Origin of the sequence: Mesorhizobium sp. M0923 (assembly GCF_040319365.1) — a bacterium.
Lineage (GTDB): Bacteria > Pseudomonadota > Alphaproteobacteria > Rhizobiales > Rhizobiaceae > Mesorhizobium.
Map to the genome: position 1 here is coordinate 1 of NZ_JAMYNW010000036.1, position 24,528 is coordinate 24,528.

General features: G+C 59.3%; 18 protein-coding genes, 2 pseudogenes and 1 riboswitch. Of the genes and pseudogenes, 12 read left to right on the forward strand and 8 right to left on the reverse strand.

Annotation, left to right across the window (positions count from 1 at the left end; all coding sequences use genetic code 11):
* Window positions 1-988: 988 nt before the first annotated feature.
* The 3 genes from glyA to NKH89_RS33725 all read left to right on the forward strand — a co-directional run bounded on the left by glyA (window position 989) and on the right by NKH89_RS33725 (window position 4,658).
* Window positions 989-2,326, forward strand: coding sequence for a serine hydroxymethyltransferase (glyA, locus tag NKH89_RS33715; RefSeq protein WP_352911573.1), 1,338 nt, complete (start codon window positions 989-991; stop codon window positions 2,324-2,326).
* A 54-nt stretch (window positions 2,327-2,380) separates the two neighbouring features.
* Window positions 2,381-3,556 (forward strand): methionine adenosyltransferase, encoded by a 1,176-nt coding sequence (gene metK, locus NKH89_RS33720; protein ID WP_352911575.1) that lies wholly within the window; start codon window positions 2,381-2,383, stop codon window positions 3,554-3,556.
* A 109-nt stretch (window positions 3,557-3,665) separates the two neighbouring features.
* Window positions 3,666-4,658, forward strand: a complete 993-nt coding sequence (locus NKH89_RS33725; RefSeq protein WP_352911578.1) for an adenosine kinase — start codon at window positions 3,666-3,668, stop codon at window positions 4,656-4,658.
* A 32-nt stretch (window positions 4,659-4,690) separates the two neighbouring features.
* On the opposite strand, the gene NKH89_RS33730 is transcribed toward NKH89_RS33725, so the two are convergent.
* Entirely contained in the window at window positions 4,691-5,368 is a 678-nt protein-coding gene (locus NKH89_RS33730) for a transposase (protein ID WP_245274818.1), read from the reverse strand.
* A gap of 204 nt (window positions 5,369-5,572) precedes the next feature.
* A pseudogene (locus NKH89_RS33735) lies at window positions 5,573-6,380 on the reverse strand (IS5 family transposase); the annotation flags it as partial.
* Window positions 6,381-6,627: 247 nt separating this feature from the next.
* Between NKH89_RS33735 and NKH89_RS33740 the strand changes: the two are divergent.
* The 4 genes and pseudogenes from NKH89_RS33740 to NKH89_RS33755 all read left to right on the forward strand — a co-directional run bounded on the left by NKH89_RS33740 (window position 6,628) and on the right by NKH89_RS33755 (window position 11,155).
* On the forward strand, window positions 6,628-6,864 hold the full coding sequence (locus NKH89_RS33740) for a hypothetical protein (protein WP_352691541.1): 237 nt from the start codon (window positions 6,628-6,630) through the stop codon (window positions 6,862-6,864).
* 445 nt (window positions 6,865-7,309) lie between these two features.
* Window positions 7,310-8,569, forward strand: coding sequence for a tyrosine--tRNA ligase (gene tyrS, locus NKH89_RS33745; RefSeq protein ID WP_352911581.1), 1,260 nt, complete (start codon window positions 7,310-7,312; stop codon window positions 8,567-8,569).
* A gap of 230 nt (window positions 8,570-8,799) precedes the next feature.
* A pseudogene (locus tag NKH89_RS33750) lies at window positions 8,800-10,110 on the forward strand (MFS transporter); the annotation flags it as partial.
* 211 nt (window positions 10,111-10,321) lie between these two features.
* Window positions 10,322-11,155 carry a helix-turn-helix transcriptional regulator gene (locus NKH89_RS33755; protein ID WP_352911584.1) on the forward strand — a complete coding sequence of 278 codons (834 nt, stop codon included), beginning with the start codon at window positions 10,322-10,324 and terminating at the stop codon, window positions 11,153-11,155.
* Window positions 11,156-11,451: 296 nt separating this feature from the next.
* Here the strand turns inward: NKH89_RS33755 and NKH89_RS33760 are convergent, their stop codons facing one another.
* Window positions 11,452-11,697 carry a hypothetical protein gene (locus NKH89_RS33760; protein ID WP_352911587.1) on the reverse strand — a complete coding sequence of 82 codons (246 nt, stop codon included), beginning with the start codon at window positions 11,695-11,697 and terminating at the stop codon, window positions 11,452-11,454.
* Window positions 11,698-12,252: 555 nt separating this feature from the next.
* Window positions 12,253-12,453: riboswitch (cobalamin riboswitch) on the forward strand.
* A 95-nt stretch (window positions 12,454-12,548) separates the two neighbouring features.
* On the opposite strand from NKH89_RS33760, the gene metE reads away from it, so the two are divergent.
* Window positions 12,549-14,885 (forward strand): 5-methyltetrahydropteroyltriglutamate--homocysteine S-methyltransferase, encoded by a 2,337-nt coding sequence (gene metE, locus NKH89_RS33765; RefSeq protein ID WP_352911589.1) that lies wholly within the window; start codon window positions 12,549-12,551, stop codon window positions 14,883-14,885.
* A gap of 107 nt (window positions 14,886-14,992) precedes the next feature.
* Here metE and NKH89_RS33770 read toward each other — a convergent pair whose 3' ends face one another.
* Genes NKH89_RS33770 through NKH89_RS33780 form a run of 3 tightly spaced genes read right to left on the reverse strand, consistent with a single transcriptional unit; the run spans window position 14,993 to window position 17,433 of the window.
* The gene (locus NKH89_RS33770) at window positions 14,993-15,211 is read right to left on the reverse strand and encodes an FMN-binding negative transcriptional regulator (protein WP_352542147.1); all 219 of its coding nucleotides are present in this window, start codon (window positions 15,209-15,211) and stop codon (window positions 14,993-14,995) included.
* Window positions 15,212-15,245: 34 nt separating this feature from the next.
* A complete protein-coding gene (locus tag NKH89_RS33775; RefSeq protein WP_352911592.1) occupies window positions 15,246-16,148 on the reverse strand; it encodes a dihydrodipicolinate synthase family protein in 903 nt (300 codons plus the stop codon).
* 52 nt (window positions 16,149-16,200) lie between these two features.
* On the reverse strand, window positions 16,201-17,433 hold the full coding sequence (locus NKH89_RS33780) for a trans-sulfuration enzyme family protein (RefSeq protein ID WP_352911594.1): 1,233 nt from the start codon (window positions 17,431-17,433) through the stop codon (window positions 16,201-16,203).
* Between the two features lie 82 nt (window positions 17,434-17,515).
* On the opposite strand from NKH89_RS33780, the gene pdxR reads away from it, so the two are divergent.
* From pdxR to NKH89_RS33800, 3 genes are all read left to right on the forward strand, one after another.
* Entirely contained in the window at window positions 17,516-19,012 is a 1,497-nt protein-coding gene (gene pdxR / locus NKH89_RS33785; RefSeq protein WP_502896980.1) for a MocR-like pyridoxine biosynthesis transcription factor PdxR, read from the forward strand.
* A gap of 88 nt (window positions 19,013-19,100) precedes the next feature.
* Complete coding sequence (locus NKH89_RS33795; protein ID WP_502896981.1) at window positions 19,101-20,174, forward strand: B3/B4 domain-containing protein; 1,074 nt, start codon at window positions 19,101-19,103, stop codon at window positions 20,172-20,174.
* A 250-nt stretch (window positions 20,175-20,424) separates the two neighbouring features.
* Window positions 20,425-20,946 carry a helix-turn-helix domain-containing protein gene (locus tag NKH89_RS33800; RefSeq protein ID WP_352515951.1) on the forward strand — a complete coding sequence of 174 codons (522 nt, stop codon included), beginning with the start codon at window positions 20,425-20,427 and terminating at the stop codon, window positions 20,944-20,946.
* Window positions 20,947-21,225: 279 nt separating this feature from the next.
* On the opposite strand, the gene NKH89_RS33805 is transcribed toward NKH89_RS33800, so the two are convergent.
* Together NKH89_RS33805 and NKH89_RS33810 are read right to left on the reverse strand one after the other, a co-directional pair.
* Complete coding sequence (locus NKH89_RS33805) at window positions 21,226-22,281, reverse strand: cytochrome-c peroxidase (protein WP_352911598.1); 1,056 nt, start codon at window positions 22,279-22,281, stop codon at window positions 21,226-21,228.
* A 789-nt stretch (window positions 22,282-23,070) separates the two neighbouring features.
* On the reverse strand, window positions 23,071-23,391 hold the full coding sequence (locus NKH89_RS33810) for a DUF982 domain-containing protein (RefSeq protein WP_352748646.1): 321 nt from the start codon (window positions 23,389-23,391) through the stop codon (window positions 23,071-23,073).
* 553 nt (window positions 23,392-23,944) lie between these two features.
* On the opposite strand from NKH89_RS33810, the gene NKH89_RS33815 reads away from it, so the two are divergent.
* Complete coding sequence (locus NKH89_RS33815) at window positions 23,945-24,415, forward strand: Ros/MucR family transcriptional regulator (protein ID WP_352911601.1); 471 nt, start codon at window positions 23,945-23,947, stop codon at window positions 24,413-24,415.
* The last annotated feature ends 113 nt before the right edge of the window (window positions 24,416-24,528 follow it).

Consider the following 24,528-nt stretch of genomic DNA (forward strand, 5'->3'; position numbering starts at 1 on the left):
ACCGATCGTGGTAACCTCAGGCACGGACGCCTCCCTTCGAATGGTTGCAACACTCCATTCTGGCACAGCGATGCCGTCGGGGGGCGTCCACCCCATCAGCTTTTGTCTAGGCCACAGTTATGAGACTACGAACCACTTGGCCAGGAAGAAGATCGGATTGAAAGCGAACCTTCCTTGTCATCTTTGCATCACGGTCAGTCTGCACGAGATTGACCGCTGCAAGCCGGGAGCAAGACCGGGCTGCGCAAACGTTGCAACAGATCCTTCAAGGAAATTCATAGACTCTTAGCAACTCCGGTTCGCTGTGAATGGTAGGCTTATTGCAACGTTTGAGTCAGTGGAGTCCGAACCGTGGCTTATTCTCCGACCCGCCGAACTGCGTGCAATTTCGGCTAAAGGCAATGGCAAGAACAGCGCCCATCTTGTTTGTTCGACACAGCCATATTGGCTCAAAACAGTATCTTCACGGCCACCGAGATTGTCCGGTCGGTGGACAAGCAACCATATTATTTCGTTCGAAAGCTGCAACATCTGTGGAGAACGCGAAATGACAAATTCAGTAGGACGAGTGCCCAGGCTTTCCAAGTGGCTTGGTCCTGCCCAATGCTGACACTGGTCAGTCGCCTTCGGACGGCAGCGCATCTAGATCGCCTTCGAATCCTGGGCCTTTGCGCGCATGCGGACCTAACTGTCTGCCAGCTAGCGGAGATTCTGGGTCTGCGTCGTGAGCACGTTGTACGACACGTCCGGCTGCTGGCCAGAGCCGACTTTCTTTACTGCAACGAACAACGTCCGTGGTGCTCGTACCATCTCAAAGCAGGAGGTAAGGACGGCGGGCTGGTTCAACTGTTGGTTGATCTCCTGCCCCACGGCGATGGCTATCACAAACGAGACCTTCAACGGCTCGAAGCCACACAAGACGCGCCGTCGAAGGGGATCGCATGCTTGACTGTGAAATAGATCAGTCCAATTGGAGCGCGAAACCACCATGTACAACTCCGCCGACGGCGCCATCGCGCCGCGCGACACTTACGGACGGTCTCGATTGGCCGCGGTTGATTGCCGCGTTCACGAACTGCTTCTAAGACAGGAGCGGCAGGAGCGGACGACCCTTAAGCTCATCGCCTCAGAGAACTTTGCGTCCTCGGCCGTGCTGGAAGCGAACGGCTCGATTTTCACGAACAAGTACGCCGAGGGGTACCCCGGTGCGCGCTACTACGCTGGAAATGAGATCGTTGATGAGCTTGAGAATCTAGCCATTGAGCGCTTGAAAACACTATTTGGCAGCGAGCATGCCAACGTCCAGCCTTATTCCGGCTCGCCGGCCAACCAGGCTGTCTATCGTGCGCTTTTGAGCCCCGGTGACAAAGTCATGGGCTTGCCCCTCCCGGAAGGGGGCCATCTGACTCATGGTTGGGCCATCAACTTTTCCGGAACTGACTATCAACGCGTCCCCTATGGACTAGATGAAAAGACACAGCAGATTGACTATGACCGCTTGCGCGAGACAGCCAAGCGGGAACGGCCGCGGCTCATTTGGGTCGGCGGAACTGCTTACCCGCGTGTCTTTGACTACGCGGCAATGGCAGAAATCGCCCTGGAAGCGAACTCCTATCTCGTAGCCGACATTGCGCACATCAGCGGACTGATTGCCGCGGGAGCGCACCCGAATCCCGTGCGCCATTGCGACGTGGTCAGCAGCACCTCCCACAAATCGATCCGCGGTCCCCGCGGTGGTTTCATTTTGTCCAGGAACGAAGATCGCTATCAGGCCCTGTATCATACAAAGAGCAAATACAATCTCGCCAGACGAATAGACCGGGCGGTCTTTCCTCACCTGCAAGGCGGGCCTCATATGAATGCCATCGCTGCGCTAGCAGTTGCCTTGCACGAAGCCGCGAACCCGTCCTTCCGAAGCTACGGCCAACAGACCGTCAAGAATGCCAAGGCTCTTGCACAGGCACTGATCGAGCGAGGGTATGACCTGGTTACCGGGGGGACGGACAATCACATGCTGATCCTTGATCTGCGCGATCGACCACTATCGGGCAAGGCCTATGCCGAGCGGCTAGCAAAGGCAGGCATCATCACAAACTTTAATATGGTGCCTGGCGACCCGCGGGATCCGGCGGTCACAAGCGGAATTCGCCTGGGGTCGCCAGCAGTGACGTCAATGGGCATGCGCGATGTGGAAATGCTGCAAATTGCTGGCTTCATTGACTGCGTCCTCCGGCGGCCTGATGACGAAGATCTCCATGCCTGCCTGCGAAGAGACGTTGCCGATTTGTGCGCTGCGTTCGAGGTCCCGGGCATCACCAACAGGTAAGGTGGGCTAAGCAAAATGCACCATACAACTCCAACACCCGAAACGAGGCATTTCATGGCTAGGCAGTTCGTGTTCTCTTCCGAATCGGTTGGCGCGGGACACCCGGATAAGTTGGCCGACAACATCTCGGATGCCATCCTCGACGCCATCCTCCGCACCGATCCCAAGGCACGCGTCGCCTGTGAAGCGTTGGTAAAATCAGGGATAGTCGTTGTGGCTGGCGAGATTACTAGCCATGCGCGGGTGGATTATAGCCAAGTTGCGCGCGATACGATTCTCGATATTGGATACGACGATGAGGCTGTCGGCTTTGACGGCCGGCGTTGCTCCGTCGTTCATGCACTCACCGAGCAATCGCCCGACATTAGCCAGGGCGTTGACGAGGGACGAGGGCAGGACCTCCAGCAGGGAGCGGGAGATCAGGGCCTCATGTTCGGCTACGCATGCCGCGAAACCGATACCCTGATGCCTTTGCCGATCCAGCTCGCGCATCGCTTGACGAAACGACAGGCAGATGTCCGGAAAGCACGACAGCTTGGCTGGTTGCGTCCTGATATGAAGTCCCAAGTCTCAGTGCGCTATGAGGGGTTGCGCCCGGTCGCCCTTGATACCATCGTCGTATCGACCCAACATGACGAGCAGGTCTCGCAAGAGACGGTCCGCGAGGGCGTCATTGAGGAAATCATAAAACCTGTCCTGCCGACCCACCTGGAGACGGAAGGCATCAGAATTCTGGTCAACCCGACGGGGAGGTTCGTAGTCGGCGGGCCGCGCGGCGACTGCGGTCTCACTGGACGCAAGATCATCGTCGATTCCTATGGTGGGATGGGTCGTCACGGCGGCGGCGCCTTTTCGGGCAAGGACCCGTCCAAGGTTGATCGCTCAGCTGCCTATGCGGCCCGGTATGTCGCAAAGAATATCGTCGCTAGCGGACTTGCGGACGTCTGCGAGGTGCAGCTTGCTTACGCAATCGGCGTGGCCAGTCCGGTTTCTGTCATGGTCAACACGTTCGGAACAGCGAGGGTTGAGGAAAGAAGGATCGAGCGCCTCATTCTTGAGTTGTTCGATCTCAGACCGAAGGGCATTATCAAGATGCTTGATCTCTTACGCCCTATATACCGCAAGACCGCGACCTATGGCCATTTCGGCCGTGAAGAGCCTGATTTCACCTGGGAGAAGACAGACAGGGCCGACGAATTGCGTCGCGAGGCAGGACTTGCCGCCCCGTGAGGGCTGGCGCCGAACGGATTGGCAAGCGCAAAGCCCATTCCCACTGGCCAGACCCGCCCGCGCCCGGCGTGGCAGAAAGCCGGTGGGTTTTTGGCGGAGACATGAATTGATGCCGGACTATGACGTGCTTTGTATCGGGAATGCCATCGTCGACATCATCGCCCAGTGCGACGAGGCGTTCCTGGAGACCAACGGCATCATCAAGGGCGCGATGAATTTGATCGACACGAGGCGCGCCGAACTGCTCTACAGCCGCATGGGCCCGGCCATTGAAGCCTCGGGCGGCAGCGCCGGCAACACGGCGGCGGGCGTCGCCTCCTTCGGCGGTCGCGCCGCTTTCTTCGGCAAGGTCTCCAACGACGCACTCGGCGAAATCTACGCGCATGACATCCATGCCCAGGGTGTCGCCTTCGACACCAGGCCGCTTAACGGCGAACCGCCGACAGCGCGCTCGATGATCTTCGTCACGCCGGACGGCGAGCGCTCGATGAACACCTATCTCGGCGCTTGCGTCGAGCTCGGCCCGGAGGACGTCGAGGCCGACAAGGCGTCGGGCGCGGCCGTCACCTATTTCGAGGGCTATCTGTGGGACCCGCCGCGCGCCAAGGAGGCGATCAGGCAGACGGCTAAGCTCGCCCACGCCGCCGGGCGCGAAGTGTCGATGACATTGTCGGACTCGTTCTGCGCCGATCGCTACCGCGACGAATTCCTCGATCTGATGCGCTCCGGCACCGTCGACATCGTCTTTGCCAACAGCCACGAGATCAAGTCGCTCTACCAGACCGCGTCCTTCGACGAGGCGCTGGCCCAGATCCGCAAGGATTGCAAGATCGCCGCCGTCACCCGCTCGGAAAAGGGCTCGGTGATCGTGCGCGGCGACGACACCGTGACCATCAATGCGACCAGGATCCGCGAGCTGGTCGACACCACCGGCGCCGGCGACCTCTACGCCGCCGGCTTCCTTTACGGCTACACGCAAGGCCGCAGCCTCAAGGATTGTGGCGATCTCGGCTCGCTGGCAGCCGGGCTGGTCATCCAGCAAATCGGCCCAAGGCCACGGCAAAATCTGCGCCGAGAGGCGGAGCAGGTGGGATTGCTGTAGGTGGCGAGCCAAGAACCAGCTGCCCAGCCTCCTTAATCCAGCCCGAGCCTTTTCTTCAGTTCCGCATTCTCCTTGCGGAGACGATCGGCAAGCAGGCTCTTTAGCCGCTTGTTTTCTTCCTCGAGGGCGACGAGATCCTTCAGCCCGTCACTGTCCGCCGCCGGCGCCGCCGCCTTCTTCCAAAGATAATATGTCTGTTCCGAGATGCCGGCTTGCTTCACCGCGCTCTTGAGAGTAGCGCCGCCGCCGATCGAGGTCTCGATCTGCGCCAGCTTCTGGGCACGATCCTTCGCGGAGTAGCTCTTTCGGCCTGTTCGCGCTGACGGCGGTGCTTCAGTGGTCGCGGATATCGGCTTGGCGCCCTCCTTGCGGGCAGGCGCGCTCGCCTCAGCTTCTGGCTTCCTCGACCGCCGCGCTCTCGTCTTCGGTTTTGGCGTTTCCGCTTTGTCTGCCGGTGCGCTAGGAACTACTGCTGACTCGGTTTCCAGGGGATTGGCCATGAAATGCTCCACTCGCGGTTTTTGCAAAGGTTCAGCATCAAGGGCCACTACAGTAGAGTCAACAAGCTGACGATTTAACGGCTCGACTTCCTTTGTTGTCTCGGCCATCGCCGCGGCGATGTCGAAATTGCCCCAGATGGAACGTGCGGATTTTTGATAATTGCGCTTTTGTTTGACTTCCACGGTGAATGGTCGCGTCTGCCGCCTCATAGTTCCTTCCTGAATAGGAGAATGAAGTCGCCGCTCGAATTTTTGGCGCTTGCTGCTTAGCGCGGAGCATTATCGTATAGCCGCTCAACGGGCAAGTGATGCCGGTCTTCGATGGCTGACCCATCTGGGGAGATTTGAGCGGCTTCGCGCGTCCTGCGCATGCCTGTAAGAGCCTGACTCGAAACTCGACGCACGACGTGGAGCTGCCATGCGGCGAAGCATGAGGCGGATCGAGGCGATGAAGATCCATGCCTCGGCGCTGGCGATGGTCGCCTCGAAGTCTTTGGCGAGCCGGCGACAACGTCCCAGCCAGGCGAAAGTTCGCTCGAGGACCCATCGTCGTGGCAGCACCTCAAAGCCCTTGGCCGCGTCGGAGCGCTTGATGATTTCGATGGTCCATGTGCCGAGATTGGCCAGTGCCTGCGACAGTTTTTCTCCGGCATAGCCGCCGTCGGCGAACAGATGCCGCAACCAGGGAGAAAGCCGTCGAATCGAGGCGATGACGCCGACTGCCTTCCTGGATGTCGGCCGTGTGCACCGTCAGCCCGACCAAGTGTCCGTCGGTGGCAGTAATGATATGGCGCTTGCGGCCTTTGACCTTCTTGCCGACGTCGTAACCACGCAAACCGGCAACGTCCGTGGTCTTTGCCGATTGGCTGTCGATGACACCGGCGCTCGGGCTCGCCTCGCGACCAAGCGCCAGGCGTGCCGCAGCCACCAAGTGGAAGTTGATGGTCTTCCACAGCCCGTTGTCCCGCCAGGCATAGAAATAGCGTTGAACCGTCGAGACCGGCGGGAACCGATCCGGCAATGACCGCCATTGGCAGCCGGTCCAGGCGATGTAGAGGAGCACGTCCACGACCGCCCGAAGTTCTGTCGTCCGCGGTCGTCCCGTTGTCTTCGTTCCCGGCAGGAACGGCTCGAGCAACGCCCATTCCCTGTCCGTCAACGCGTTTGCATCTCGCTGCCCCGCGCGGCAATATCGCCGGCGGGTGGTCTCCGTCCAACCCATGTCGTTATCCCGTTCAAGTCTAGACAACTCAAGCGAATCACAACGGACGGGGCCACTCAACCGCTTCCACCCCCAAAACCGAGTTTCGGGTCAGGCTCTAAGGGCAAACACCATGCCATTGTGGGTGGTGGTTTGCGTGGCGAGACACGCCTGGTAAGGACCCTCGTGGTTCCGGTACGGCCCCTGAATATCGTGGTCGCAATTGGGGTGGTAATGGTTTGGCGGGATTTGCTGACGCGAGAAAACGGTGTCGCTGCCGCCGCCGCAAACCTTCCTCGATGAAATCGCCGCCACTGCAGCCCTTTTCGCCTGCTTCACACCAATTGCAGGCGTAGGTTTCAGGATTCACGCCGTTTTTGCCGGTGGCGCAATACGGCGTCGGAAAATTACCCACATTGAACTGACCTTGAACATCGGCAAAGGCGATGCAGGCCTTCTTCCCTGTCTTGAACCAGCAACTGATCGCGTGCAGTCATCCGGATAAGCCGCCCCGCCGGAGGCCAAGCTGACTTGGTGACACACGAACGCATTATTGTCTTCCGGTCTGGCGGCAACAGTATCAGCAGGACGGCAAAGCTGACCGGCTGCAGCGAAGCGCAGGTGAAGCGCGCTGGGCTCGACATCAGAAGGAAAGCGGGAAGCAGGAAATGTTGCGCAAGAGTTGAGTTCTGCGAGGTGCAAAAGTCAGTTGCAAATCGTCGCGACAGAGGCTCGGCAGCTCCCCGAAGTAGCCATTTCAGATTGCTTGCAGGTGCGGATAAAGTCCTTTATGCATCGGCACATGATCAAGTCCGCGCTCATCGCTGCAATCTGTTATGCGACGCTTCCATAAGGAGCGGCGCGTTTCGATCATGCCTTGAAACAAGCCGCCGTCAGGCGGCTTTGTTCATTGAGAGGACCCCCTGGCGGCAATACCAGGAGGATTCCCTATGGCACTTCCCGATTTATCAACCGGTCATTCCAAACCATATTCGGCGGCTTTGAAGACGCTCATTGAGCGCGGCTATGTAAATCAAGGGACCGACCTGCCGGGTGTCGATACCGCCTTTGAAGCAGGCATCGTACCCGCTTACGCTGGTTTCGATGCGACGGCTGACAGTCTTCATGTCGGCCATCTTCTTCTGATCATGGCGCTTCGTCATCTTCAGCAGACTGGCCATAAACCCATCGTTCTCATTGGGGGTGGGACCACCCGCATCGGCGATCCCAGCTTCCGTTCGGACGCGCGGCCGATGCTGACGGACGAGCGGATCGCCGCCAACATTGAAGGGATCAGAAAGATCTTTGACCGTCTCCTTGTCTTCGGAGACGGCCCGACGGATGCCGTGATGGTGAACAATGCCGACTGGCTGGACAGCATTCGTTGGATCGACATGCTGAGAGACGTCGGCAGGCATTTCTCCGTCAATCGGATGCTCTCTTTCGACAGTGTGAAGTCGCGGCTGGAAAAGCAGGAGAATCTGAGCTTCTTAGAATTCAACTACATGATCCTCCAAGCGTTCGACTTCCTTGAGCTATCCCGCCGGACCGGTTGCCGTTTGCAGATGGGTGGAGCCGACCAGTGGGGGAACATCATCAATGGCATCGACTTGATACGGCGGACGGATGGAAAGGAAGTCTTCGGAGTGACTACGCCGCTTCTGAAGACTCCTTCAGGTGTCAAGATGGGTAAGACGGCTGCCGGAGCTGTGTGGCTCAACGAAGATCGCCTTTCGCCATACGATTACTGGCAATTCTGGCGTAACACGGAAGACGCTGATGTCGTTCGGTTTCTGAAGCTTTTCACCGATCTGCCGATGAACGAGATCGAGCGATTTGGACAGGCTGAAGGAACCGAGCTAAACGCCGTCAAAGAACGTCTCGCCAACGAAGCTACGGCCCTGGCACATGGAACTAACGCCGCCAAACAGGCGGAGGCCACGGCTAGCCAAGCATTTGGGCAGGGCGAAGCCGCAGAGGGGCTACCGACGCTTCATCTAAATGACGCCGAGGGGTTGGCCGGAGTAGCCCTTGTGGATTTGCTGGTACGCGCCGGATTGACCTCCTCCAAAGGGGAAGCGCGAAGGGCGATCTCGGGACGAGGTGTGCGGATCAACGGCAACGTTGTCGAGGTTGATACAATGATATCTTCCCAAGACCTCCCGATCCGGCTTTCGCTCGGCCGGAAGCGCCACACTGTTGTAAAGTAGGGTTTCAGCAAATGCTGTCGCAGAAATTCTGCCCGCTTAGCGGATATTGCAGACATTCGCGTCGAGTTCCCTGAGGAATGTCGAGAGACACTCCTCAGGGGGTAGTTAAGGCCGCCAAGTTTTCTGGGTTAGCAGGCGCGCCACTGTGGCAGCTTGGCTTGTATGGCGAGGCCATGGTTGAGTGAGGTGAACCAAATCCAGCCCCGCGGTCGATCCCGAAGCTTCCCACAATGGCGAAGAGAACATCTTCACTGGTTCCTTTTCAGCACAAGACCTTCCGTTCGCTATGGTCGGCTGCACTCATTTCGAACCTTGGCACCCTAGTGGAAGGTGCGGCGGCAGCTTGGCTGATGACGAGCATCGCCACCTCCCATGGAATGGTGGCGCTCGTCCAGTCATCGACCACCCTCCCCTACATGATCTTCTCGCTCGCGGCGGGAGCGCTCGCGGACAAGTTTGACCGTCGCCGGATCATGTTGACTGCGCAACTGCTGATGGTCTGCGTATCCGCCTTCCTGGCGTTCCTGACCTATGCGGGGAATGACACCCTGGACCCTTCTGGGTCTCGCCTTCCTAATCGGCTGTGGTTGGGCATTGCACGATCCCTCTTGGCAAGCCTCCATGGGAGATATCCTGCCTCGCGAACACCTGCCAAGCGGGGTTGCGCTCAACGGCATGAGCTACAATCTCATGCGCAGCATCGGGCCGGCGATTGGCGGCATAATCGTGGCCACAGCCGGTGCGGCCTTCGCGTTCCTCTTCAACGTCCTTTGCTAGTTCGCTCTGATCGCTGCGCTGTTGCGATGGAAAGCCGAACGGGCACGACAAGCGCTGCCGCGGGAGGCTTTCGGCAGTGCGATGGCGGCGGGCTTCCGTTACGTGCTCTTGTCGCCGAACCTTCTCAAGGTGATGTGCCGGAGTTTCATTTTCGGCCTCACCGCCGTTGTCATTTTGGCTCTCCTGCCGTTGGTCGCTCGCGAACAGATCAAAGGGACCGCAGTCACCTACGGCGTGATGCTCGGCTTCTTCGGCCTGGGAGCGATTTGCGGCGCGCTCCTCATCGGGCGGGTCCGAGAAGTTCTCTCCAACGAATGGGTCATTCGCGGTGCGTTCTTTGTATTGGCGATCAGCTGCTTCTTTCGGGCATGGAGCGAGCACGTTGGGCTGAGCTGTCTCAACCTCATGCCAGCCGGTGCGGCCTGGATTCAATCATTCTCGCTGTTTAACGTCACAGTGCAGCTTTCGGCGCCGCGGTGGGTGGTTGGACGCGCCCTCTCTCTATCAGACGGCCACATACGGCGGCATGGCGGCGGGAAGCTGGCTAACTGGCGGATGTCCAAGGTGTTTCGGGAGCCTTGCTCGTCCGCCAGCTGGTTCTTGTCATTGGGGGACTGATGGGCATCCTTCTGCGTCAGCCGGATTTTGAAACGCTCAATCTGGATCCGACCAACAAGTTCAGCGAACCGACGCTGCAACTTGAGCTGCGGCCACGAAGCGGTCCGATCATGGTGATGGTCGACTATCGTGTCGATCAGAGAGATCCAGACTCGCCCACAATAATTATCTGAATTTCAGCAGTAATTTTTGATCGCCCATTCGTGCTGTGTACCAGCCCTGTGTCTTGCGCAAGTGGTCACGAACGGCTGCCGGAGCCTCGAAGACGCCCTAAAAACACATGCTGCGATTTTTGAACACGCTTGACGATTAGATTAATTCATCCACAATGCGTGTGTTGAACACGCGAGGTGAGTTATGAACATGAAAGAGCTTAGGGTTCGACTGGGCATGACTCAAAAAGATTTGGCAGAGCAGATGGCAACGACGCAACAGACTGTGGCCCGTTGGGAAACAGGCAAAACGCAGTTGAACGTCGAGCAGATCAAGGACCTTTGTCTCACGTTGAAATGCACGGTCGAGGAGCTGCTGGGCTGGAAGATTGATGTCGAGGAGTGGCGCACGAGCCCGTTTGCAATTGCCGATGCCGAAACGCGATACGGCACGCTCAGAATCAAGACGACTGTTGGCAGCCGCCAATATCCTATCGATGAAAAGGCGCGTGAATCGATTTTACGTCAGTTGAAGGAACTTCATAATCTTCGTAGAAATAACACAGTTAGGCCATGGCTGTATTGTTGGAGCCTTGACAACAAAATACTCTTGATAAATCCGCAATATGTCCGCACCATTGAGCTTATCGGTGAAGATGTAGAGGAGATGCCAGAGTATTATCATCCAGAAATCTATCGGGCTTTGGATGACTGGGATAAGGGTGAGGTTTCAGGAAAGCTGAAGAAAGAATGCGATGCCATCATCGCAGAGATGGGTGATCAGGAAGCCGTGCGCATGGCCTCCTATGTTCGCGTCACATATGACGACGGAGAAGATGAGTGGAACTTCTTGGATGAAGAAACCGCTACGACTTTCTTCGGATTGGAAGCTGCGACCTTTGACGTTCCCCAGTGTAGTTTCGCCGAAGTGGAGGAAGAAGGTTACTACCGAGCGCGATACGCCAACCTTGATCGCGTCGCGGTGATGGAGGTTCCAAGCGACCGTTATCACAGATTGACCGCGCCCGAGGAAGCTTAGAACCATCCACGAAGGGCGATGTTACATCTCGACCTTGCGTGGTGCGTTTTCAGTACGAAATGACGTTAAGCGTAGGTAGTGGCAGCTAAGAGTGCTCGACCAGAAGCTAAACTGCCTCCTCAATATCGCTGCCGATGTGCCGCAGGACACGTCCACGGGAGCGTGGATAGGCGTGAAGTTCCTGCACTCCACGGTCCGCTCTCCCATCGCCGGTGTGTGCCCGACGCCATCTTGTGGACGAGCTTGGCCGCCTGCACCCGGTTGTATTCCGGTCCGCCGCTATGGCTATCTCCATGTCAATCGGCGCCGAACTTTGACTGCCCGCTGCTTTTGATGAAGTTGGCGAGGTCCCGCGCATAATCACTCTTGGTGAGGCCCTGTGTCGCGAACTTGTGGTCCAGCAGGGCAAACAGGTCCAAGTCCCCTTCCGCCTGTGGCGCTGGCTTGCCCTCACCGCCCTCGGCTTCCCAATTGGGGACCGCCTCTGCGCGCTGCACCGTGGCGATTGTCCGCCCAAGACGCATCACAAGATCGAACGCCAAACCGTGCGCGTGCACGATGATTTGCCGCTCAGGCCTCATTTGGACAGGACTTGAGCTGGCCCGGTGGTTTGAGCCGGGTTACCTTGAGCCGGTGGGCTGCGAACAAGCAGTTCGAGACATTGGCCTCGATCACTTCGCAACACGCCGCTGCGCCTGGCCTCGGTGTGCTCCCCCCGAAATCGTTGTGTCATATCACCGAGGGCATCACGGCCAACAGCTTCCACATGGGCAACAGCCTCGCCATTGAGCCGAATATGGTCGCGAGCAGATCACCAACGAAGCGGTCGGAACCTCGGAGCCGAAGTTCGACGCCGAGGTGGTTCGCATGATGCGCTAAGCAGCACCACGGCGCTTGCCGGTATGTTTGCTGCCGGCAGCCGACGAACTCCTATCCTCCTGGACAAGGGCGCCGTGCGTCATTGGTTTGATTTACCGGCCGCTCAAGGCTTCCACAGTTTTCGCTTTCGAGGCGACCTTTGCAACATGCCAACGGAAATTTAACATAACGACATAAACATTTCTTTATGCGGCGTTGACAAAGAAGCGAACTGCTGTAATTGTCTCCCGCGTCGTGGTTCTCCGTACGGCGCTGCCGCAGCGGAGCTAAGAGGGAAGCCGGTGCGATGCCGGCGCTGCCCCCGCAACTGTTAGCGGCGAGCCAACCCCACTCATGTCACTGAGGCGAATAGCCTTGGGAAGACGGGTAGAGGCTATGACCCCGCGAGCCAGGAGACCTGCCACGGCGAATTACGTCCACGGGCGGGGTGTCTCGGTGGCCGCTGCAGCCTGGCGTTCGTGCCGGCCTGCTAGCGCCTTCCTTGTCACCGACGCCCCAACCATCGGGGTCTGGCATGACTGTCTCTCAGCAAATTCCTGTAGCAACGCTCGGCGTGCCCCGCTTCGGTCGTCGGCGAGAACTGAAACTCGCGCTTGAAAGTTACTGGTCCGGAAAATCTTCCGCCGCCGACCTTCTCACGACGGCGAAGGCGCTCCGTGCCGCTAGTTGGGAGGAGCAGCACGATCGCGGCGTGTCGAAAATCCCGTCGAACGACTTCTCGCTCTACGACCATGTGCTCGACACCGCAGCCATGGTCGGCGCCGTTCCATCCCGTTACGGCTGGAATAGCGGCGAGGTCCCACTTGACATCTACTTCGCAATGGCGCGGGGCAACCAGGGTCAGACGGAGGATTGTGGACACGCTGGTCACCAGCAGGCGGCTCATCGGCCTGATGTAACCGCGATGGAAATGACCAAGTGGTTTGACACCAACTATCACTACATTGTGCCGGAACTCGACGATGATCAGACGTTCGCCCTCTCGTCGACGAAACCGGTCGACTACTTCCTCGAGGCTAAAGCTCTCGGCGTTCACACACGCCCAGTCATCCTTGGACCGATCACCTTCCTCAAGCTGGCGAAATCGCCTGCCGAAGGATTCGATCCCATCGCGCTCCTGCCGCGGCTGCTGCCCGTCTACGAGCAACTCCTGCAGAGGCTGAAGCTGTCTGGAGCCGACTGGGTGCAGATCGATGAGCCAGCGCTTGTCCTCGATCTGAACCCGAACGAACGAGCTGCGTTCGAATTCGCCTATGGCCAGCTGTCGAAAGCCGCGCCCGAGCTGAAGATCATGCTGGCTACCTATTTCGGGCCGCTGGGAGACAATCTCGAAACCGCGGTTTCTCTGCCCCTGGCCGGGCTGCATATTGATCTCGTGCGCGCTCCCGAGCAGCTGGAAACGGTGGGTCGGCTCGCACCGAAGGATCTGGTGCTCTCGCTTGGCTTGATCGATGGCCGCAACGTCTGGCGTGCGAACCTGCCCGCCATTCTCGACCGCATCAAACCGATCGTCGCCGGCTGGCCCTTGGACCGCGTCGAGATCGCGCCTTCTTGCTCGATGCTGCATGTGCCGATCGACCTCCGCATGGAGACGGAACTCGACGCGGACATCAGGTCGTGGCTCGCCTTCGCGGCCCAGAAGACCGACGAGTTGGTGTTGCTTGCCCGGGCCCTGTCCCAAGGCAGGGATGCGGTGGCAGGCGCGTTGAAAGCGTCTGCCGAGGCTGCCGCCACTCGCGTGACATCCACGAAGATCCATGACCCGCTGGTTGAGGGGCGGATCGCCAGCATTGACGACAGCATGAAGCGACGAGAGAGCGCTTTTGCCGAGCGCTCCAGAGTCCAGGCCGGCACGCTCGGGCTGCCGCCGTTCCCGACGACGACCATCGGGTCCTTCCCGCAGACGCCGCAGGTACGCAGGGCGCGGGCCGCTCATGCGAAGGGCCAGCTGAGCTATGTCGACTACGAGACCTTCCTGAAGAAGGAGATCGAGGCTGCAATTCGCTGGCAGGAAGAGATCGGGCTGGACGTGCTGGTGCACGGTGAGTTCGAACGAAACGACATGGTACAGCATTTCGGCGAGCAGCTGTCCGGCTTCGCCTTCACCCAGCATGCGTGGGTGCAGAGCTATGGGTCGCGTTACGTGCGCCCCCCCATCATCTTCGGCGACGTATCGAGGCCCAATCCGATGACGCTGCGCTGGTGGCAGTTCGCCCAGTCGCTTACGGAAAAGCCTGTGAAGGGAATGCTCACAGGCCCGGTGACCATTCTCAACTGGTCTTTTGTTCGCGACGACGTACCCCGCTCCGAAGCATGCCGCCAGATCGCGCTCGCCATCCGCGACGAGGTGACGGATCTCGAATGGTCCGGCGCAAGGATGATCCAGATCGATGAGGCCGCGTTTCGCGAAGGATTGCCACTGCGCCAGTCTGATTGGAACGACTATCTCGACTGGGCTGTCGAATGCTTCCGGATCGCTTCAACGGGTGTAAAGGACGCGACTCAAATCCATACCCACATGTGCTACTCGGAGTTCAACGAGATCATCGACGCGATCGCTGAAATGGATGCGGATGTCATTTCGATTGAGACGTCGCGCTCGAAGATGGAACTGCTGGACGCCTTCACGAGCTCCAAATATCCGAACGAAATCGGTCCCGGAGTCTACGACATTCACTCACCACGCGTCCCGGAAGTCGGCGAAATTTCGGATCTCGTCATGCTTGCCCGCGAGCGACTGTCGGATTCCCAACTGTGGGTAAACCCGGACTGTGGCCTCAAAACACGCAAATGGGAGGAGGTCCGCCCTGCCCTGATGAACATGGTCGATGCAGCACGTGCGCTCCGGTAGAAAGTGTAGGCCGGAGGGTTTCCTGGTTGCTCACCATGTGGTGAGTGACCGGCTGCCGCATGTCGGCCGTGAATGTGCCAAAACGCGATCACATCTTTTGAAATAAGTCACGCGAGCGAGAATGTGCACTTTCCTTCGGCACGTGTATTAATCGCGCAGGAGTAAAGGGTACCGTTTTCTCCCTGTGACGTGTCGAGTTCGAAGGGGATGTGATTGGCGTCGAGACCGCTCCGGCCATGGGTTATCAGCATGCCAAGTGCGCTGTTCTCGATCAGTTCGTAAAGGACTTCTCGGCTCGGTTCATCGAAATGCGCGGGTACATACATGACAGGTTCCTTCACTGGCCGCCGGGTTCGCTGTTCACCGGTTGACATCCGATGGCAAGCGTTCCAACGCGGCGGCGATCTGGCGCTTCGCTGCTGAGGGCAGAGGCAGGATGGGACGCGGGGGGTCGGCACGGCAAATGTCGAGCAATTCGGCAAGTGCATAGACGACGCGAAGGCTCGAGAACTCCTTGAAGAGGCTCCAGAGCGGCGCAAGCGTGGCATCGATCCGTCGCGCTTCGGCCGCATCGCCCTGTTGCGCCGCCGTGACGATCTTTGTGCAGACCTCGGGCAGGATGCCGGCGAGGACGCTGTACCATGTGTTGGCGCCGGCGATCATGGCCTCTGCGGCGTTCCAGTCGCCGCTGTAGCCGATCGAGAACCCTTCCGGCACAGTGCGCCTCTGGTCGGCCAGATGGCTCTTGATCGCATCGCCCTTGTCTGTCGGATTCTTGATAGCGACGATCCCCCGCACCTTTGCCAGGCGGCTGACGAGTGCTGGGGTGAAACGGAAATGCGTCGTTCCTGGATTGTCGTAGATGACGATCGGAAGGCCACTTTCGCGCGCCACCGTGGAGAAATGTTCGAACACCTCGTCATCAGTGAGCGGGGTGTAAGAGGCGGCGGCAAGCAACCCCGCGGCAGCCCCAAGGGCCTTGGCGTCCTGCGCGAGCCTCACTGCTTCGTCGGTGCGCAGCGCGCCCACACCCACCACGACCGGCATTTGTCCCCCGGTTTCGTTCAAGGTCTCGGCGAGCGCCCGTCGCCGTTCCTCGCGCGTCAGATACATGTATGTGCCGGTGCTGCCGAGAAGACCGATGGAATCGACCTGAGCGGCGCAAAGCCTGGCAATCAGCTTGCGCAGAGCAACGGTATCGGCACGGCCGTCACGATCGGTCGGCGTGATGGGAAACGCGGAAAGGCCGCTCAGGAATGCCATGGCAAGGCTCCGGGTTTGTACGCGAGCGCGGGACTGGCCGGACCACAGGTCATCACAAGGCGTCCAGAGCCCGCCGCAGGTCGGCGATTAGGTCATCGGCGTCTTCAAGACCCACCGAGAGACGCATGAGGTCCTCGCCGACTCCATCGGCCAGATGCGCATCCTTGCGGATCGGCTGACGAGCACGGGTCAGGCTTGCCGGATGATAGATGAGACTGTCGGCATCGCCGAGGCTGACAGCCCGGGTGATCAGGTTGAGCCGGTCCATCATCCGCCGCGCGCCCTCGAACCCAGCGTGGAGGCCAAAGGCCAACATGCCCGACCCTTGGGACATCTGCTTTCGCGCCGTCACCTGATCAGGGTGCGAGTCGAGGAAGGGATAACTCACCCATGCCACCGCCGGGTGCGCCTCGAGCGCCTGAGCCACCGCAAGTGCCGTGGCGCTGTGCCGTTCCATGCGCAGCGTGAGCGTCTTCAGACCGCGCAGGATCAGGAAGGCTGACATGGGCGAGAGCGCTGCGCCGGTGATGTAGCGCAGGCCCGTTTCGTGCAGCGTGCGGAGCGTTTGCGCGTCGCCGAGAATCGCCCCACCAAGGGCATCGCCGTGCCCATTGATGTATTTGGTCAGCGAGTGGAGCACGAGGTCGGCCCCATGTTCGAGCGGCCGCTGGAGCACGGGGGAGGCGAAGGTGCTGTCGACTGCAACCTTTACACCGCGCGCGTGGGCGCGCTCGGCAATGGCAGCGATGTCTAGGATGCGGCTCAGCGGATTCACCGGCGTCTCGAAGAAAACAAGCCGGGTCCGCTCGGTGATCGCGGCATCGAGATTGTGAGGATCGGACAGGTCGACCGCGACGACCTTGATGCCGAAGCGGGGGACCGCCTGTTCGACCATGGCACGCGTGTTCGCATAAAGCGTCCTGTGGACGATGAGTTCATCGCCTTGGGACAGGAGCGACAGGATCAGCGTCCCGAAAGCCGCCATCCCCGAGGCAACGACCAGACCTGCCTCGGCTCCTTCCAGATTGGCGAGCCGTTGCTCGAGGATCTCCGTCGTCGGATTGTATTCGCGCGCATAGAGCCTTCCGCCAAGGGCGGCGGCGGCCTCGTTCGCTGCCACGCTTTCGAATCCATAGGTCGAGGTCAAGAAGACTGGCGGCTGAACGGCATTGGAAAAGCCGGCGGGATCGTAGCCATGATGGATCGCCCGAGTGGCGAATCCGGGACCGGTGTCGTGGAGCGACCGCGTGAGAGCATCGGTTTCGGATTGATAGGAACGGGTCATTCGGCCTCTAGATCTTTCTTGGGTTTCCGAAAGATTGACGGCAAACTGGCCGATGTGAAATATCCAGTTGGCAATGAATGAAATGGTCCAGTCTTCAAGTGCCGGTTCTGCAGGTCGCTCGCACGCGATGGGTGCACGCCAGATCTACGAGGCTCTTCGCGAGCAAATCCTCGGCGGCGTCTATGAAACCGGCAGTCAGCTGCCGTCCTCCCGCGGCCTGGCAAATGACCTTGGGGTTTCGCGAACGACGGTGACGGTCGCCTATGACCAACTGACCGCGGAAGGTTTCATCGAAGTCCGTCAAGGCGCACGACCTCGCGTTGCATCCTCGCTGATCGGTCCTGAGACGAGCCGCACTGTCGCGAAACGAGTCGGCCCGGTTCATCTGTCCGCCTATGGCGAACGACTGCGCGTCACGCCGCCCTGGCCGGATTATCTGCCGACTGGACTGAAGGTCGATTTCCGCTATGGCGACCTGGCGCCGTCAGACTTCCCCGCATTGGTCTGGAAACGTGCGATGAACGAGGCGATGGGGCAGCGCCCGTTGCGTCTTGCCTATGACGACCCTCGCGGCTCGCGCCGGCTGCGCCAGGCGCTCCAGGGCTATCTCTGGCGCGCCCGAACGCTGAGCTGCGACCTCGAGCAGATCATCATCATCAACGGTTCGCAGCAGGGCCTCGATCTGTGCGCTCGCCTGCTTCTCGATCGTGCCGACCGCTTCGTCATCGAGGACCCGTGCTACAGGATGGCGCGTCAGGTCTTTGCCAGTACGGGTGCCTTGCCCATCCCCGTCACCGTCGACGAGGACGGGATGAAGACGGAGTTGCTGGCGGGGATCGGGGCGCGACTGGCCTATGTCACGCCATCGCATCAGTTTCCGCTGGGCGGCGTCATGCCGATCGCGCGCCGCCATCAGCTTCTGGAATGGGCGCGGCACAACAACGCCTATGTGATCGAGGACGACTACGACAGCGAATATCGCTACGACATCAATCCGGTCCCTCCGCTGCACAGTCTCGAGGACCACGGGGCTGTCATCTACCTCGGCACGATCTCCAAAACGCTCTCGCCGATGCTGCGCATAGGCTACCTCGTCGTCCCGACGGAATTGCAGGAGGTCTTCGCTACCGCCAAACAATTCGCGGACCGGCATTCGCCGGTGGCTGAACAGGAGGCTCTGGCCTGTTTGTTCGAGAGTGGCGGCTACGAAAGCCATGTGCGGCGTGTGCGCAGGCTGAACGGCGAGCGGCGGGAGACGTTGTTGGGCGCCTTGCGGCGCAGCTTCGGAGATCGCATCGCTGTCCAGGGAGCAGAGGCCGGTCTGCACGTCGTCGTTTGGTTCGACGAACTGCCGCGATCGCGGGAAACGACCCTGGTCGAAGCCGCCCGAGACGCGGGCCTGGGGCTGCACCTGATCTCGCCCCTTTACGAGCGGCAATCGGACGAAGGCCACATCGATCGCGTGGGGCTTGTCATGGGCTATGCCGCCTTGAGCATTCGGCAAATCGAGAAGGGCGTTGAGATCCTGCGAGCGGTTGTCAAGCAGGTGCAAGACGCGTTGCCGGGACACGGTGGCTAAAACGGCGGGACGTGGCGTGCTGGCGAGGAAACCGACCCTTGGGCTGAACCGCATTTCGTTGCAAAGCCAACTGGACTGGGAATACGCCATGCAACTGGTGCTGTTGATCACGCCAGTTTGGCGGCAGATTTTTCGTGCGAGACGAATTTCCGAGAGCGATGCATGCGGCAAGGAAAACTGCTTCACATCCATATCGCGCCCGCTGCCTTTTATGAAATGGAGGATCTGGCGGAGGCGTAGCTTGTTGCCGGCCGAGCGGGCTCGAGCACCCGCAAGACATAATCGACGATCTCTACCAGGGCTTGTCCACGGCCGAATGATGGAATTATCCAGCGCATGGTGCGGCATGCACCATGCCGATGCCAGAAGATCTGGACGCTCGACAAGCACCTTTCTTCAAACATTTCCCGAACGACCCGCAGCGCAAAGCCTCCCCATGAGAAAAGAGCATCCCATGTCTTTCACGCCATTGGTTGCCCCCGAGATCAAGGCCCGCTACCCGGATTTTCATCTGATCAGCATTGTGGTGCGGAACGCTGAAATCGACGTGCCGGATGCACAGGCGTTGAACGACACGATTGCGGCGGCGGAACAGGCTGCGCTTCGCGATGACGCCCAAAGGGACGCGCATCTTGCGGCGTGGGCCGTTGCCTACGAGGCTTTCGGCACAAAGGCCAATCGAACGCCGTGCTCGGCCGCCGCGCTTCTCAAGCGGGTGCGGAAAGATGGCTCTCTCCCGCGGATATCCCCACTGGTTGATGCCTACAATGCCGTCAGCGTGTTGTATGGCGTTCCGATTGGCGGGGAGGATCTCGATCTTTACCAGGGGGTCCCGAGACTTTTAATTGCGAAGGGAGCGGAGCCATTCGACACGATCCAGCAAGGTGAAATGGTAGCCGAGCATCCCGAACCGGGCGAAGTCATCTGGTGCGATGATGCCGGTGTCACGTGCCGCCGCTGGAACTGGCGGCAGGGGCGGCGCACCATGGTCACGGTCCATACCCGCGCCATGTGGCTCGTGCTGGAAGCCCTCGGCCCAATGTCAGCTAAACAGATGACGGGCACCGGAGAGCATCTGATGGGACTTATCCAAGCGTTGTGCCCGGGTGCGCGAATCGAAACCGCGCGAATCGACGAGTCCACTACATCTCGTGTTCCTTAGGGTATGGCCCCACCTTTCGGAGAAACACCCCACTCAGCCCTGTCCGGATCTGGCGCTCCTTGCTCGCTCCGCTGGCCTACACAGTTGATTGCGAACGACCCAGAACGGCTCTCGAAAACGAGCGTCGAACGAAATCAGATCACCGCTTGTTCTCCCTTAGCGTTGTTTGGCGTACTTTTACCGCGATGCCCTCCAGTGTTGGATGGTCCAAATTACGCCAAGCTCGGTCGAGTGATCGCGGAGAAGCTTAATGTCGACTAAATCGAAATTCATGGAGCGGTTCGGACAACGGGTGCGAACCCGGGACGTCGTGCCGGTGTCGTCAGGCTCTCCCGTCCGACTGAGCCTCGGTTTTCTTCACGGCGCGAATACTCCTGAGGCCGCCCGCATTCTCGTTAAGAGACAGCTGCCGCTCAGGACGGCCCACGCGATACTCACGGAGGTGGTCGATCACGGCAAGGCGTTCGTGACGGTTCCTTGCGTCGACGACCTGTTGGCACTGAAGAATGAACTGTCGTCCGCAGGCGTGATCGCGAAGGTTCATGCGCCGCGGCCGATAAGTGTTCGCGAAGTCCGGGATCGCACAAAGCTCTCTCAGGAGGCATTCTCCGTGAGGTATGGCCTCGATCTGGCAACGCTTCGAAACTGGGAGCAAGGTCGCTCGAAACCGGATGTAGCGGCGAATACTCTCCTTTGGACCATCGCCCGGAATCCGGAAGCAGTCGAAGAATCGCTGGACATGGAGGACGGAGTGGCTGCCCCATCACCCTGAGGGGGCCGGTCACTCCGGCGCGCGGCTATTCGGCCGCCAGCGCGACAGCCGGCCGCCGCGCGGTATCGACAGCGCGCAAGCCTCAAACGTCCGACGCCTTCCTTGGCATGTCGCACGCCAGATCCCAAACATGGTTCCACCGCAACGAGATGGTGACGGAAGCAGTGTCTGCACTTTGAAAACGAGCCAGGCCTTTGCGTCCTCATGGACGTCGCGATCGTCTCGTCCCAGTAAAAGTCGCAATCATTGTCGATGCGACGTTCCGCGCCAGCTGGCCGCTTATTTTCCTAAGATCTGCGTTACAGGCCGGGGCGTTGTCGCCGTTTCGGCGGGTAAAATGGGATAGGCGAGCTCGGGTGCCTTTCCGGTCAGCGAGTTGAGGAAGGCAACAAGCAGGTCGACTTCTTCGTCCGCCAGTACCACGCCAAGCTGGGTGGTTCCCATGATGGCAACGGCCTGTTTCAGATCCCAAACCTTGCCCGAATGAAAGTATGGCGCGGTGAGTGCAACGTTGCGCAGCGGCGCCACGCGGAAAACATAGGAATCGTCGGCAGTATTGGTGACCGCAAATCGGCCCTTGTCTTTTTCCGGCAGGACCTCGGCGCTGGGCTGTTCCACGAGGCCGAATGGGTAATAGGCTTCCCCACCAACGTTGATGCCGCCATGGCAGGACGAGCAGCCTTTGTCCATGAAAAGCGCCAGGCCCTGTTTCTGTTCGGAAGTCATGGCAGCCTCATCACCATTGAGGAAGCTGTCGAAGGGGGCCGGGGTGACCAGTGTCGCCTCGAAGGCTTCGATTGCCTTGGCGAAGTTGTCGAAGGTGACCCGATCGGCTTCAGCCGGAAAAGCTGCATCGAACCAATCGACATATTGCGGCATCGACTTGAGGGTGGCGATGACTTGACCCGGTGTATTGGCCATTTCGACGCCGGCTTGGACCGGTCCCTTCGCCTGAGCCTTCAGGTCTTCGGCACGACCGTCCCAGAACTGGGCGATGTTGAAGACAGCGTTCAGTACAGTCGGCGCGTTGCGCGGTCCCTTCTGCCAACCATGGCCGATCGAGGTTTCTTGATTGTCGTCGCCGCCGGTGGCCAAGTTGTGGCACGAGTTGCACGACAAGACGCCTGACGCCGAGACGCGTGGATCGAAGAACAGTGCCTTGCCGAGAGCGATCTTCTCCGGGGTGATCGGGTTATTGGCGACTGCCGGCGTGGTGGATGGCAAAGCCCTGAAGGTGGCCAGTGCCGTTTCTCTGAGGTCTGTGGGGATCGAATCCGCAGCAAAAGCAGTGGCTGCCAGCAAGGGGACAGCCATCGTACTGAATAGGATTTTCATAAATGATCTCCCTGCGTCGTCCACGCAGCCACTCTGGGATGCGCAGCCCATGAACGCCCTGCGCTAGATCAGCTGCGGGAGAGGACCGGGGTCTGACACCTGTTTTCGCGGCAGAGCTTGGACCGTCCGGGAATTGAACGCTCTTCTCGATTGGATTTCAGGGAGGCGGAGGATCGCTGCTCGGCAAGCGGCGGCGCCGGAGCCGTGCTCCGGTTCTCTCTGCGCCTTCTACCATGAAGAAATCGGGTCCGCCGCCGTGTCAGATTTCGGTTCGGGTTATCTGTTCCGCTGCAGGTCCTGCTCGATTTCCGGCGTGCCTTCGCCAGATCGACGTTGGCCGAAATCGATCCGCGATCGCGTCTTGTAGCACCCTTTGCGGGACAATCTTATTTTCGACTGTGGAGGGCCGTTGGGCTGAGCGAAATTAAACGAATTTCAAAGGGCGCCCGAGTAGCTGTTTTGATTGACTTGTGAGGCCTATAGCCTCCATCGAGCGAATATTGGCAGACGACGGAGCACAATTTTGGCTTCGTTTATCATCTTGCTTCAATAGGACAACTGCTTTGCAATACTACACGGCAATTATCATCATGAATTTTAGAGAACCACGTCCCACGCAGTGATTTAACATCGGAAGCGTTGCAGTCCTGTCGCGAGAAGCTGATTTACAAATACAACAAGATGATTAACACCGCCAAAGGGCGCAAAATATTGTTTGTTCGCTATAGTACGCTCCAGCTGCCGGCGAAATCTCGATATAATAACCTCGTCGGCGTACCCGCTCCAGCCTCACATACGACTGCGACGCCTATACTTGCGCTTTTCCACTGCCCGACATGCAGGCAGCGAGCCATTGCATCGCGGAGGTTGCATCTTCCAACATAGCGACCTGTTCCCCAAAGCGGGAAAAGTCTTGCGCGCTGCGCTCGCAGGTATTCGTCCGTTGTATGCATCAAAGCACGCCCTGGGGGCGGCTTCGTAGATCCGGTCTCTGCGATGTTCTGGCCATTCGTTGAGAAAATCGATAGCATCCGCAGGACTGGCAATCTCTTGCACGATGTGCGCTGCACGCCTTACGAAAAGTGGGCTGCTGAAAGTCCCTGAGCTCATTCGTTCTTCCCGACCTGCTGAACCGCTACTTTGCGTGAACAGGCGCCTCCTCTACACGCGCCCACCATTGCGGAATGTGTTGTCACAGCGATAGGGGTTCAACAGCAAAGCAGCGGCGTGATGTCCTCGGTTTACCAGCGGGCCAATCCCTAACATCCTGCTGCGAGAGCGGCTCACCGGATGAATCTACATCGTTTCGACCATTGCGAATCAACGCTTGATAGTTCCTCTACGCGCCACCAGGAAGCGGCCACTGCTCTGCCACCGATTTCACAGCCAAAAAGAGGATGGCGAACAGAAACAGCCCGCTTCGTTTCGAGATTACTGGTCGTTTCGGGGCAAAGCTTACGGCCGAGACGCCTGAAAACGCGCAAGGACCGCGGCAGGTCGCCAACAACGGGCGGATCAAAGGTCACGACGGCGGATACCGCGCCATAGATCTCGCTGGACGAGCATCGCAATAATCATGTCGAGACGTTTGTTGCTTTCAGCGGCGACCGCCACTATGAAGCGACGCTTCGCCGACTGTGTTTCACGCCGCCTGGAGAGTTTCATGACAGAAGAAGCCGAAAAAAACATCGACACCCTCATCGAGCTCACGGCCGATGTCGTCTCAGCCTATGTCTCCAACAATCCGATCCCGGTGGGGGATCTCCCTGCCCTCATCGGCCAAGTGCACGCGGCTCTGAAAGGGACGGCCGGAGGTGTCTCTGCAGAAGAGCCGGTTGCCCTTACGCCTGCAGTCCCGATCAGGAAGTCGGTGACACCGGACTACCTCATCTCCCTTGAGGACGGAAAGAAATTCAAATCGCTAAAGCGCCATCTGTCGACCCACTATGGGCTGACGCCGGATGGATATCGGGCCAAATGGGGCCTGCCGGCGGATTATCCCATGGTCGCGCCGAACTACGCCGCGGCGCGCTCGTCATTGGCCAAGACGATGGGGCTCGGCCGCAAACCGAAAGCGCCGGAAGCGCCGGAGCCGGGTCCGACGAAGCGAACCCGCAAGAAGGTCGCGGGTTGATTTCGGCGATCGAGATTCGTTCTGGAGCGTTGCAGCCATCGGCATAATCTGCGCGTCATATGAAAAGGCGGGGCCCAACCCCGCCTTCCTTTCAAACAACTTTGTTTCATGAG